The 12,778-nt window shown below is 73.3% G+C and carries 9 protein-coding genes and 1 other RNA gene; 2 read left to right on the top strand and 8 right to left on the bottom strand.

The features are described from left to right. Nucleotides 1-46: 46 nt before the first annotated feature. On the top strand, nucleotides 47-1,528 hold the full coding sequence (locus CRV15_RS18085) for an MFS transporter (protein ID WP_003960652.1): 1,482 nt from the start codon (nucleotides 47-49) through the stop codon (nucleotides 1,526-1,528). A gap of 46 nt (nucleotides 1,529-1,574) precedes the next feature. Here the strand turns inward: CRV15_RS18085 and ssrA are convergent. From ssrA to ftsE, 5 genes are all read right to left on the bottom strand, one after another. Next, nucleotides 1,575-1,970, bottom strand: a transfer-messenger RNA (tmRNA) gene (gene ssrA, locus CRV15_RS18080). A gap of 128 nt (nucleotides 1,971-2,098) precedes the next feature. After that, nucleotides 2,099-2,617, bottom strand: coding sequence for an SsrA-binding protein SmpB (smpB, locus tag CRV15_RS18075; protein WP_003954767.1), 519 nt, complete (start codon nucleotides 2,615-2,617; stop codon nucleotides 2,099-2,101). Between the two features lie 34 nt (nucleotides 2,618-2,651). Next, the gene (locus CRV15_RS18070; RefSeq protein WP_003954766.1) at nucleotides 2,652-3,806 is read right to left on the bottom strand and encodes a S41 family peptidase; all 1,155 of its coding nucleotides are present in this window, start codon (nucleotides 3,804-3,806) and stop codon (nucleotides 2,652-2,654) included. 197 nt (nucleotides 3,807-4,003) lie between these two features. Next, entirely contained in the window at nucleotides 4,004-4,921 is a 918-nt protein-coding gene (gene ftsX, locus CRV15_RS18065) for a permease-like cell division protein FtsX (protein ID WP_003954764.1), read from the bottom strand. 106 nt (nucleotides 4,922-5,027) lie between these two features. Beyond that, nucleotides 5,028-5,717 carry a cell division ATP-binding protein FtsE gene (gene ftsE, locus CRV15_RS18060; RefSeq protein WP_003954763.1) on the bottom strand — a complete coding sequence of 230 codons (690 nt, stop codon included), beginning with the start codon at nucleotides 5,715-5,717 and terminating at the stop codon, nucleotides 5,028-5,030. 370 nt (nucleotides 5,718-6,087) lie between these two features. On the opposite strand from ftsE, the gene CRV15_RS18055 reads away from it, so the two are divergent. Then, nucleotides 6,088-6,279, top strand: coding sequence for a hypothetical protein (locus CRV15_RS18055; protein ID WP_003954762.1), 192 nt, complete (start codon nucleotides 6,088-6,090; stop codon nucleotides 6,277-6,279). A 229-nt stretch (nucleotides 6,280-6,508) separates the two neighbouring features. Here CRV15_RS18055 and prfB read toward each other — a convergent pair whose 3' ends face one another. From prfB to CRV15_RS18040, 3 genes are all read right to left on the bottom strand, one after another. Then, a complete protein-coding gene (prfB, locus tag CRV15_RS18050; protein ID WP_003960653.1) occupies nucleotides 6,509-7,615 on the bottom strand; it encodes a peptide chain release factor 2 in 1,107 nt (368 codons plus the stop codon). A gap of 1,208 nt (nucleotides 7,616-8,823) precedes the next feature. Next, on the bottom strand, nucleotides 8,824-10,134 hold the full coding sequence (locus CRV15_RS18045; protein ID WP_009996336.1) for a serine/threonine-protein kinase: 1,311 nt from the start codon (nucleotides 10,132-10,134) through the stop codon (nucleotides 8,824-8,826). 283 nt (nucleotides 10,135-10,417) lie between these two features. After that, nucleotides 10,418-12,286 (bottom strand): serine/threonine-protein kinase, encoded by a 1,869-nt coding sequence (locus CRV15_RS18040; protein WP_003960655.1) that lies wholly within the window; start codon nucleotides 12,284-12,286, stop codon nucleotides 10,418-10,420. Nucleotides 12,287-12,778: the final 492 nt, after the last annotated feature.

The following is a 12,778-nucleotide window of genomic DNA, read 5'->3' as shown; positions in this document are numbered from 1 at the left end:
GGCAGGTGTTGGACCGCGCCCCGGGACCGGACCGAGGGTGGTTCCCATGCCGACGCCCTCCTTCGCCGCTCCGTCCGCCTCGCCTGCCCCGTCCGCCTCGTCCAGGTCGTCCAGATCGTCCGCCTCGCCTGCCTCGCCGATGGCGTCCGCCCGGTCCGCTCCGGTACTGGGCCTGACCGCCGAGGGACCGGTTTTCCTGCCCGGCTTTCCCGGCTTTCCCGGCCCGCCCGGAAACGGAGACAGGAACGGGAACCGGGACGGGGGAGGGCGCGGGAGAGGGAACGGGAACGGACCCGGGAAGGGGAACCGGCGACCGCGCCGCCCCCCGGGCCCGTACACCCGTCTTCTGGCCCCGCCCGGCGTCCGCGCCTTCGTCGCGGGCGGTCTGCTCGCCCGGCTCCCGATGGGCATGTTCGGCGTCAGCGCGGTCGTCATGATCGCCACGACGCGCGGCTCCTACGCGCTCGCCGGAGCCGTCGTCGCCACGGGACTCGCCGCCACCGCGCTGCTCGCCCCCTGGACGGCACGGCTGGTGGACCGGCACGGGCAGGCCAGGATCGCCGTCCCGGCCGCCGCGCTCGCGGTGCTCGGCTCGCTGGCGCTGGTGCTCTGCGTCCGGCTCGGCCTGCCCGACTGGACGCTCTTCGCCGCGCACGCCGCGACCGCCACCACCCCCAACACCGGGGGGATGTCCCGCGCCCGCTGGGTCCATCTCCACCGGGACGACCCGGCCGCCCGGCACACCGCGAACTCCTTCGAGCAGGTCGTCGACGAGCTGTGCTTCATGCTCGGCCCGGTACTGGCCGCGCTGCTCTGCTCGGCGCTCGCCCCGCACGCGGGCACCCTGGTCGCGGCGGGACTGCTGCTCACCGGCGTCCTCGTCTTCGCGGCGCAGCGCGCCACCGAGCCGCCGCCCGCCCCGCGCCGGGCCGGTGGGCGCGCCCCGCTGCGGACCGGGGGCATGCCCCCGCTGCTCGCGGTCTTCCTCACCACCGGAGTGATCTTCGGCTCGCTGGAGGTGTCCACGATCGCCCTGCTCGACGGCCCCGGCGCGGGGCTCGTCCTCGGTCTCCAGGCGGCCGGTTCGGCGGTCTGCGGACTGCTGTACGGGACGGTCCGCGCCGCCCGCGATCCGCACCGGCGGCTGGTGGTGTGCCTGGCCGCGCTGTGCGCCCTGCTGGTGCCGCCGCCGCTCGTGGCGCTCGGGGACGGGCCGGTCCCGGCCCTGGCGGCGGCGCTGCTCGCGGTGGGCGCGGCGACAGCCCCGACGATGGTCACCGGGCTGACGCTCGTCCAGCGGCTGACGCCCCCCGCGCGCCTGAACGAGGGGATGACGCTGGCCGTCACCGCCGTCCTCATCGGTATCGCGGCGGGGTCGGCGGCGGGCGGCTGGACGGCGGAGCACCTGGGGCCGGAGTACGGGTATGTGCTTCCGGCGCTCGCGGCGGCCCTGGGCTGTGCCGTGGCCCGGTTCGCCCCCACCCGAACTGCCGGAGCGGCGGCCGGGCGCGACCGAGGCCAGGCATGACAAAGGCCCGGCTGCCGTGGCAGCCGGGCCTTTGCCCACATGGGATGAGTGGAGATGGCGGGAATCGAACCCGCGTCCAACGGTGCGGAACCAGGACTTCTCCGAGCGCAGTCCGCTGTGATTTTCTCGGCCCCGGAGATCACACGGACAAGTCTCCGACGGGCTCAGTCACTGTTGGTTGTCCCCGCTAGCCCCCGTGACCGGGACTAGGGGTAAAGATCCCTAGCTGACGCCAGGGGCCGGGTCGGGATCGATCCCCGGGCTGACGCTCCATGAATGAAGGTTCGCTCTACTGCTTATCAGGCAGCGAGGGCGAAGGCTTCGGAGTTATCGCGCTTGGAATTGGCGATTATTGTTTGCGACATATGGTTTACGAGATCATTGCCGCTTCCTCGGCTCGCTTCCCCTGCCTCGACATCCGCTGTCGAAACCGATCATCCCCATGTTGATTTTTCAAACCGTGCCCCGTCGTGCGGGACGTTGCCATCGTACGTGACCGGCGGGGCCGCGTGCCAGCCATTTACTCCGGCACACCGATGGCGCTGCGGGCGGCCGGGAGACCGCCCCGGGCTAGGAGGCCGCCGCCCGCTGCCGCCTGCGGGCCGACGACATCGCCCGGTCCGCCTCGCGCCGGTCCTGCCGCTCCCGCAGGGTCTGCCGCTTGTCGTACTCCTTCTTGCCCTTCGCGAGCGCGATCTCGACCTTGGCCCGGCCGTTCGTGAAGTACAGCGACAGCGGCACGATCGTGTGGCCCGCGTCCTGGAGCTTGGCCTCCAGCTTGTCGATCTCCGCCCGGTGCAGCAGCAGCTTGCGCTTGCGCCGCGCGGCGTGGTTGGTCCAGGTCCCCTGGCTGTACTCGGGGATGTGCACGTTGTGCAGCCACGCCTCGTGGCCGTCGATCTGGATGAACCCGTCCACCAGCGACGCCCGTCCCTGGCGCAGCGACTTCACCTCGGTGCCGGTCAGCACCATGCCGCACTCATAGGTGTCGATGATGTGGTAGTCGTGCCGCGCCTTCTTGTTCTGCGCGACCAGCTTGCGACCCTGCTCCTTGGCCTTGCTCTTGGCCTTTGTGTTGTCCTTAGCCATAGTGCGTTTATTTTCGCACCCCGGCGCAAGAGGTTTACCGGGTCCGGCCGAGTCCGTCCAGAACGGTGCGCGCCCGGTCCTCGGCGGCGTCGCCCGCCGGGAGGTCGGGGGTGATCCCGGTGCCGTCGACGCTGCGGCCCGCCGGGGTGCGGTAGTGCCCCACGGTCAGCTCGGCCACCGAGCCGTCGGGCAGCTCGCTCGGCATCTGCACGGCCCCCTTGCCGAAGGTGCGCGAACCGACGGTGACCGCCCGGCCACGGTCCTGGAGGGCCCCGGTGACCAGCTCGGCGGCGCTCATCGTGCCCCCGTCGACAAGGGCGACCACGGGCCGCTCCGTGTCCCCGCCCGGCCGCGCGTAGAGGGAGCGCTCCTCCCCCTGGACGTCGTAGGTCGCCACCAGGCCGCCGTCGAGGAAGGCGGAGGCGGCGGCGACCGCCTCGTGGACCAGGCCGCCGCTGTTCCCCCGCAGATCCAGCAGGACCCCGGCACCCTCCGGGGCCCGGCGCACGGCCTCGCGCACCCGTTGACCGGTGCCCGTGGTGAAGGCCGCGACCTTGATCATCACGGCTCCGGGGTCGAGCCGGCGGACGGTGACGGTCTCGGCGGACAGCGTCGTCCGCGTGAGGGAACGGGTCAGGGCCCGGCCCGCGCGCTCCAGGGCCAGCTCGACACGGGTGCGGGCCTCGCCGCGCAGCAGCGCCACCACCTCGGCGGCCGTGCACCGGTCCACGGCCGTGCCGCCGACCGCCCGCAGCCGGTCCCCGGCCCGTACGCCCGCCCGGTCGGCGGGGCCGCCCGGCTGCACCCGGACCACCTCGATCCCCCCGGCGCGGGAGCGGCGCGGCCAGAGCCCGACGCCCGTGTACTCGCCGTCCAGCGCCCGGCGGAAACGCTCGTACTCCCGCTCGCCGTAGACCACGCCCCAGCGGTCGCCGCCGCGCCGGACGGCCTCCTGGGCCGCCTCCGTTCCCGATCGGCCGCCCGCCGCCGCCTCGGCCGCCGCACGGGCGACGGTGTCCCGGTCGACGGTGGTGCCCGCGGGGTGGACGGCGGGGGTGCGGGGCCCGGTCTCGCGGGGCAGCGCGTCGGCCGCCGCGCCGACGGCCAGCGCCATCGCGAACACCAGCGTCAGCACGGCCCCGCGACGGGCGCCGCTGGGCCGTGGGCGGTGGGAGTCCGGGCCCGGCATGGCGTCGAGTCTAGGACAAGCGAAAGGCGCCCCACGGGTGTTGACCGCAGGGCGCCCGGAGCGCTTGTCACATCGTCGGACGCGGTGGTGCGCCGTTCCCGTCCGGCCGTCCGCCGATGGCGTTCCGCCCGGCAGCATTCCGTCCGGCGGCTTTCCGTCCGGTGACGTTCCACGGGTGGCGTTCCACGGGTGGCGCGTCAGACCTTCAGATACTTGCGCAGCGCGATGGAGGCGGCGAGCGCGGGCATCAGCAGACCGATCGCCAGCACCAGCGGCAGCTTGGTGAGCACCGCGTCCCAGCCGATGAAGTTGACCAACTGCATCTTCTCGGCGAGCGCGAGCCCGTTGTCGATCAGGAAGTACCGGCCGAGCAGCAGGAACCCGCAGGCGACAGCGCCGCCGAGCAGCCCCGCGAAGGCGGCCTCCATGATGAACGGCATCTGGATGTAGAAGCTGGACGCGCCGACGAGCCGCATGATCCCCGTCTCACGCCTGCGGCTGAACGCCGAGACCCGCACCGTGTTGACGATCAGCATCATCGCGATCACCAGCATCAGCCCCATGACACAGAGCGCGGCGATCCGCATCCCGTTCATCAGCGAGAAGAGGTTCTCCAGGATGTCCCGCTGGTCCCGGACCTGGTGGACGCCGTCCCGCTGGGCGAACGCGGACGCCACCACCTGGTACTTCTCCGGGTCCTTGAGCTTGACCCGGTACGACTCCTGCATCTGGTCCGGGGTGATGGTGGCCGCGATGCCCGTGTCGCCGTACTGCTTCTTGTAGAGCTTGTACGCCTGCTCGGCCGACTCGTGGTGGACGGTCTCGACCACGTCCATCTTCTCCAGATCGGCCTTGATCTGGTGCTTCTGCTGATCCGTCACGGCTCCCTTGGCGCAGGAGCGGGAGGTCGTGGCGTCGTTCTTGTTGCAGAGGAAGATGGAGACGTTGACCTTGTCGTACCAGAAGTCCTTCATCGTGTTGACCTGCTGGCTCATCAGCAGCGCACCGCCGAAGAGCGCCAGCGACAGGGCCACCGAGACGATGACCGCGAAGGTCATGGTGAGATTGCGGCGGAGACCTACGCCGATCTCCGACAGTACGAACTGGGCGCGCATCGCGTGCGTTCAGCCTTTCCTTGCGCTTGCTGCTTGTGCCGCCGGGGCCCGGCGCCGACCGGGCCCCGGACCGGCCGGGGCGGCCGGGCCGGGCGCCGGGCCGGGCTCAGTGCTGATAGCCGTAGACGCCGCGGGCCTGGTCACGTACGAGACGGCCCTGCTCCAGCTCGATCACGCGCTTGCGCATCTGGTCGACGATGTTCTGGTCGTGGGTCGCCATCACCACGGTGGTGCCGGTCCGGTTGATCCGGTCGAGCAGCTTCATGATGCCGACGGAGGTCTGCGGGTCGAGGTTGCCGGTGGGCTCGTCGGCGATCAGCAGCATCGGCCGGTTGACGAAGGCGCGGGCGATGGCCACGCGCTGCTGCTCACCGCCGGACAGCTCGCCCGGCATCCGGTCCTCCTTGCCGCCGAGGCCGACGAGGTCGAGCACCTGGGGCACGGCCTTGCGGATCTCGCCCCGGGGCTTGCCGATGACCTCCTGGGCGAAGGCGACGTTCTCGGCGACGGTCTTGTTCGGCAGCAGCCGGAAGTCCTGGAAGACCGTGCCGAGCTGGCGGCGCATGTGCGGCACCTTCCAGTTGGAGAGCCGGGCGAGGTCCTTGCCGAGGACGTGCACCATGCCGGTGCTGGCGCGCTCCTCGCGCAGGATCAGCCGCAGGAAGGTCGACTTTCCGGAGCCGGACGACCCCACGAGGAAGACGAACTCCCCCTTCTCGATGTCCAGCGAGACATCGCGCAGGGCGGGCCGGTTCTGCTTCGGATAGCTCTTGGAGACATTGTCGAATCGGATCATGGATGCACCACGGTGAGCCGGGAGTAGATGGGCGTGACACTACGCGAACGAGGGTCGCGACCGCAGGCGCCGGTCGGGGTTGCGCGGTTTGTCCCACCGGGCCGGTCGCACGGGCCCGGACCACGGACCCTCGTACGGGCCCGGAACACCGCCCCTTGAACGGACCCCGGGCGAGCCCCGGGTGGAGCGTCCCGGGAGGGGGAGCCGAGTGGATCACCGTACGGGGTGGTGCCCCGGGAGGGGGCGCGCCGAAAAGCGCGGGAGCTGGCACAGTGGTAGGGGAACAGTCGCGTTTCCTTGAGCGTTGTCGGGAGAGAACTGTGCTGACGGTCCGCGTCTGCGGCTCCGGCGCGCGGGAGGAGGAGAGCGCATGACCTACGACCGACTGGTGTGCGCCAACTGCGCGGCCCCGGTATCCGAGGGCCGCTGTCCGGTCTGCCGGGCGAACCGCGCGCGGATGCAGCAGGAGGGCCCGTTCGGGGGGCTGAATCCGGTCACGCTGTTGACGTTGCTGATCGTACTGGTGGCGGCACTGGCGGTGCTCGCCGCGCGCACCGCGTAGGGAGACCGCGCGGGGCCGGTCCTGGGCCCGGGGTGCTGCCCCGGGCCTTTTTGCGGCCCTGCGGCCAGCACTCCGGGTGACCGGTCGGGTACGGTCGGGTACTCCCGGAGTCGCCGTGCTCCCGGACACGCCGACGGACGAGGTGCCGGGCCCGTGCGGGGCCCGGCACCTCGTCCGTCGTCCGTGGGTGGTACCGGGTGCGCCGGTCCGCGGGGACCGGCCGTCCGGACTACTTCTCCTGGCGCCTGCGCCAGCGGATGGCGGCCTCCAGGAAGCCGTCGATCTCGCCGTCGAGCACGGCCTGCGGATTGCCGACCTCGAACTCGGTCCGCAGGTCCTTGACCATCTGGTAGGGGTGCAGGACGTACGAACGCATCTGGTTGCCCCAGGAGTTGCCGCCGTCGCCCTTGAGCGCGTCCATCCTGGCCTGCTCCTCCTGGCGGCGCCGTTCGAGCAGCTTCGCCTGGAGGACGTTCATGGCGCTCGCCTTGTTCTGGATCTGGGAGCGCTCGTTCTGGCAGGAGACCACGATGCCGGTGGGGATGTGGGTGATCCGGACGGCGGAGTCGGTGGTGTTGACGCCCTGGCCGCCGGGGCCGGAGGCGCGGTAGACGTCCACCCGCAGCTCGGTCTCGTCGATCTCGACGTGATCGCTCTGCTCGACGACCGGAAGCACCTCGACACCCGCGAAGGAGGTCTGGCGGCGGCCCTGGTTGTCGAACGGCGAGATGCGCACGAGGCGGTGGGTGCCCTGCTCGACGGAGAGGGTGCCGTAGGCGTAGGGGGCCTTGACCACGAAGGTGGTCGACTTGATGCCCGCCTCCTCCGCGTAGGAGGTCTCGTAGATCTCCGTGGCGTAGCCGTGGCGCTCGGCCCAGCGCATGTACATCCGCTGGAGCCGCTCGGCGAAGTCGGACGCGTCCACGCCGCCCGCCTCGGCCCGGATGTTGACCAGCGCCTCGCGCTCGTCGTACTCGCCGGAGAGGAGGGTGCGCACCTCCATCTCGTCCAGCGCCTTGCGGACCGCGGCCAGCTCGGTCTCGGCCTCGGCGAGGGTGTCCGCGTCGTCCTCGGCCTCGGCCAGCTCGAAGAGCACACCCAGGTCGTCGATGCGGGCGCGCAGCGCCTCGGTCTTGCGCAGCTCTGCCTGGAGATGCGAGAGCCTGCTGGTGATCTTCTGCGCCGCCTCGGGGTCGTCCCACAGGGACGGGGCAGCGGCCTGCTCTTCGAGCACGGCGATGTCGGCCCTCATCCTGTCGAGGTCCAGGACGGACTCGATCGACCCCATGGTCGAGGAGAGGGACTTCAGCTCTTCGGATACATCGACGACTGCCACGGGTCCAGCGTAACGGCTCCCGCGACGGTTCCTGGCTGGTCCCTGTCATACGGGGCCCGCCGACCGGGCCGCACGGGGGTCGGGCGCCCGCCGTACGGGGCGTCCGCGCCCGGACGTACGGGGCTCCGGCGGCGGTCGTCCACGGCTTCGCGCCCGGACGTACGGGGTGCCTGCGGCGGTGCCGCCCGGTCGCGGGGAGAGCTGGGACGGGCGGCTCCCCGGGCCCGGCGGGCCACCGCCGCGCGGGGCCTGCACGCGCCCCCTCCCGGGCGCGTGCGGCGATCCGCGCGGGGCGCCACCACCGGGGGAAAGCGCCCGACGGGCGTCCGCCGCCGGGCGGCCCCCTCGGGAGCGGGACGGGCCCGGCCCGGGATTCCCCGGAGGGCACGACGCGTGCCACGCCGGGTGAAGCCCGGCGACGGGAATCACGGCACGGCGCCGCCCCGCGGCGGAGTCACGACGTCATGGCCGTCCACCGGACGGCCCCTCGGGAAGTGGGGCGGAAGCCCGCGCCGAAAGCCCCCGGCGGACATCCGCGCCGGGTGCACGGCGGACGCCACGGCACGGCGGCACCCACCGACGGGGAGGAGCCGACAGGCACCCGCCTGTGGAGCGGCGCGGACCCACCAGGGGACCCCGGCGGGCATCCGTCACCGGGCGTCCCCCCTGTGGGGTGTCGCTGTGGAGTGTCGCGGGCCTCCCTCCCGAGGGACACGGCAGGTGTCCACACCGAACGGAGCCCGGCGCGGTGCGACGACGCGAACCACAGCACGGCGGCACCCGGCGGTGGAGTCACGGCGGGACGGGCATCCGCCATCGGCGTCCCCTCGCGGAGCGGGGCGGAAGCCCGCGCCGAGAGACCCCCGGCAGGCATCCGCACCGGGTACGCGCCGGATGCCACGGCACAGCGGTACCCGGCGGTGGGTCACGGCCCGGTGGGCATCCGCCGCCGTGTCCCCCTGGAGCGGCGCGGGCCTCCCGGCCCGAGACCTCCCCGAGGGCACCACAGGCGCCCGCACCGAACGGAGCCCGCGCGGCCCGGCGACGGGAATCACGGCACGGCGCCGCCCCGTGGCGGGGGCACGGCGGGACGGGCATCCGCCATCGGACGTCCCCGGAGCGGGACGGAGCCCACCAGGAGAACCCGGCGGGCATCCGCCGCCGGGAGGTGTCTCAGGCCCCGGCGGGAACGGTGCCGGAGTGCGGTGTCACGGGCCCGTCGAGGTCGACTGGGTGTCCCGGGACGGGGGCTCGGCGTCGCCGTCGTTCGCCGCCAGCCAGCCGCCGACGCTCACCGCCGCGACGAGCGCGAGGCCCGCGACGCCGAGGGTGAGGCGGCGTCTGCGGATCATCGGGGAGACCTGGCCGGGGCGGGCGCCGCTCCGGTTGCGGGCGGAGCCGGGGCGGCGCTGGCCCGGCGAGCGCGGCGCGCGGGCGGTGCCGTGCGCCCCGCCCGCCAGCTCGTCCGGGGCGGGGACCCGCATCGAGGTGTGGGTGTCGCGCTGGGAGTCCGCGAGAGTCACACCCGGCACGAGCGGGACCGCCCCCCTCCGGCGCTCGTCGGGCCGGCCGCCGGGCAGGGTGTCCCGCCCGTCCCGCCCGCCGCGCTCGTCACGTTCCGTGTACGCGCCCTGCTCGCCGTACGGCTCCTGCCCGGACTCGGCGCCCGGTTCGTCCACGTCCAGCGGGGGCATGCCCGCGAGCAGCGGCAGCAGCTCCCGCAGCCGGGTGCCCAGCTCGGACGCGCGCAGCCGGGAGGCCGGAGCCTTGGCCAGGCACTGGACGATCAACTGCCACAGCTCGTCGGGAATCCCGGGGAGCGGCACCACCGTCTCGGTGACATGGCGGCGCAGCACCGCGCCGGGGTGGCCGCCGCCGAACGGGGTGAATCCCGCCAGCAGTTCGTACAGCACGGTGGCGAGCGCGTAGATGTCGACGGCCGCGCGCGGCGGCAGACCCTCCACTATCTCGGGGGCGAGATAGTCGGGTGTGCCGATGATCCGGCTGGACCGGGTGCGGCCGGCGGTGTCGATCAGTTTGGCGACGCCGAAGTCCGTGAGCAGCGCCGGGTGGGACCCGGCCGGGCCGAGCGGGCCCGCCATGTCCAGGAGGATGTTCTCCGGCTTCACATCGCGGTGGACGACACCGGCGGCGTGCGCGGCGGCGAGGCCGTCGGCCACGTCGGCGACGATCGCGACCGCCGCCTCGGGGGCGAGCCTGCGCTCCCGGTCGAGCCGGGTCCGCAGATCGGTGCCCCGGACGAGCTCCATCACCAGGGCGAGGTCGCTGCCGTCGACGACGAGGTCCCGGACGGCGACGATCCTCGGGTGGTCGAGTCCGAGCAGGGCGGTGCGCTCCTGGACGAAGCGCCCGACCAGCTCCTGGTCGGAGGCGAGGTCCTCGCGCAAGAGCTTGATGGCGACGGGTCCGTCGGGGCCTTCTCCGGCCCAGACCGTACCCGCGCTGCCCCGTCCGAGGATCTGGTGGGCCGTGTACCGGCTGCCGATATTCCGTGCCAAGACTGCTCCCTCAGCGGCTGGCGTTGCCCTAAACGTACGCGGGGTTCCGGCACGTGTGTGCGCCGGATGTCACCAACCTTCACTTCTCCGGGCGAAATCAACCCGCAGAAGTCGATAAATCGACTCAGTCGCCGCTCCGGAGATCACCCCCGGACGTCATCCCGGCCACCGTCGCCGTCACCCTGGCGGGTGGCGCCCTGGCGGCTGGCGCCGTGGCGGGTGGTCCGTGGCGGGTGGCGCCGTCGTCGCGGCGGGGTCCGGCCGGACCCCGCCGGAGCGCCGTCTACCGGCCGCCGGTGCCGGGGTCCGAGCCGCCCAGCTCGGAGATCCAGTCGGTCACGGTCGTGATGCCGTCGCCGATGACGTCCCAGTACCCCTTGCCCTGGGCGACCCAGTCCTGGAGCGGGGTCAGCTCCCACACCAGCCAGCCCGCGACGAACAGCATCAGCAGGGAGACGAAGCAGCCCTTGAGGCAGCCGAGGCCCGGGATGCGCATCGGATTGGCGCTGCGCTGACGCCGCTCACGGGGCTCGCGGGGCTCACGCCGGTCCGGCTGCTGCGGCTGCTGCGGCGCGGGCGGCTGCGGAGGCGCGTAGGGCTGCGGTGCGTACTGCTGCTGCTGAGGCGGCTGGGGCTGCGGCTGCCGGGGCGCCTGCCGTCGGGGCTGCGGACGCGGCTGCGGCTGCTGCGGCGGGGGCGCGTACTGCTGCTGCCCGTGCTGTCCGTGCTGTCCGTACGGCTGCTGCTGCGGCGGATACGGGCGCTGCGGGGGCTGCTGCCCATAGGGCTCGGGCCTCGGCGGGTACGGCTGCTGGGGCGGCTGCTGCGGGTGCCGCTGGGGAGCGCGGCGCAGCGGGTCCTGGCCCGGGTCCAGGTACTGGATCTGCGTCTGCTCGTTCCGGTCGCGCGCGGCCTGGAGCTGGGACTGCCAGGGGTGCGGGCCGTCGGGCTGCGGCGGCCCCCCGGGGCCCGGCGGCACGGGCGGCAGAACGGCCGTCGGGTCGGGGGCCCCGGTCCGGGGCAGCACGCTGGTCGGGTCGGCGGCACCCGCCGGACCACCCGTCTGCGGGAGCACGCTCGTCGCGTCCGAGGCCCCGGCCGGAGCACCGGTGTGCGGCAGCACGCTCGTGGGGTCGGCGGCGCCCGCCGGGGCACCGGAGGTGTGCGGGAACACGTTCGTCGGCGCGTTCGGGTCGTATCCCCCCGCCGCGCCGGGCGTCTCCGGCACCGGGGCCGGGGCCGGGTCGGGGGCGAGCAGCGCGGCGACGCCGAGGGCGGCGTCGATCTGGGTCGGCGTGGAGTGCATGCCGATCCCCGCCGCGACGGTGCGCAGCCCCCGCGCCAGGTTCTCCGCACTCGGGCGCTCCGCCGGCTCCTTGCGCAGACAGCGCTCTATGACCGTCCACAGCGGCTCGGGGACGGTGGAGGGGCGGCGGGGCTCCTCGCTGAGATGGCGCTGGAGCACTTCGAGCGCGTTGCCGCCCGCGAACGGCGGACGTCCGGTGACCAGCTCGTACAGCAGGATGCCCGCGCCGTAGATGTCCACGGCGGAGGTCTGCGGACGGCCCTCGGCGGACTCGGGGGCGACATACGCGGGGGTGCCGACGAACTCGTGGGTCCGGGTGAGGCCCGGGGAGTCGGCCAGACGGGCGATGCCGAAGTCCGTGAGCATCGGGTGCATCTGGCCGTCGGCGTCGGTCTTCAGCAGCACGTTCGCGGGCTTGAGGTCGCGGTGCACCACCCCGTCGGCGTGGCTCGCGGCGAGCGCGTCAGCGACCTGGGCGGTGAGCAGGGCGGCGGCGACCGGGGTGAAGGGGCCGTTCTCCCGGAGGTAGCGGTGCAGGTCGGGCCCGTCGACCAGATCCATGACCAGGGCGAGCAGATCGCCCTCGACCACCAGATCGCGGGTCCGGACGATATTGGGGTGGGTGAGGCGGAGCAGGACGGAGCGCTCCCGCAGGAAGCGCATCACGACATCCGCGTCGTTGGCCAGCTCCTCCTTGAGGACCTTGATCGCGACGGTCTCGCCGGGCTGGCCGGGCACGGCGGCCTCGGCGCCCGCCGTCTCCCGCTGCCGGGCGCGCCAGACGGTGCCGGTGGCGCCGCGTCCGAGCGGCTGCTCCAGGAGGTACTTGCTGCCTACAGGCCGCACGTCATCCGCTCCCTGCTGATCGTGGTCCTTGCGTGGTGCGGGCCGTGCGGGTCCGCCCAGGTGTCCGACCCACTGTAGTGCCGCGCGAGTGGATCGGACCGGTTGTCCACAGGCCGGGCCGCCACCCCGGCCGGGTGCGCTCCCCGTCGGCGCGCCCGCTCCGCCGCCGTTCCGTCCTGTTCCGTCCCGGCCGCGCGGACGGGGTTCCATTCGCACGCGTGTACGAGTGAGCACCCGGCCGCGTGTACGGAAGAAAGACGCCGAAAATCGGGCGACGGTTGCCGGACCGGGACGGGAAGCCCGGACCGGCACCCGGGGGCGGCCCGTCCGTTTTCCACCTCGACCAGGCATTTTTCCTCCCGGACCGGACCAATCAAGATCACTTCCCGCCATGGGGCGGGCGCGTTGTCCACGGCAGGTGCGAGGATGCCCCCAGCACGGAGTCACGGGGTGGGACCCGGTGGTCCGTGCCGACCTGTCGGGTGGGGGCGA

This window comes from Streptomyces clavuligerus, from assembly GCF_005519465.1.
GTDB classification, from domain to species: domain Bacteria; phylum Actinomycetota; class Actinomycetes; order Streptomycetales; family Streptomycetaceae; genus Streptomyces; species Streptomyces clavuligerus.
This window is presented reverse-complemented; position numbering and strand designations above follow the sequence as displayed.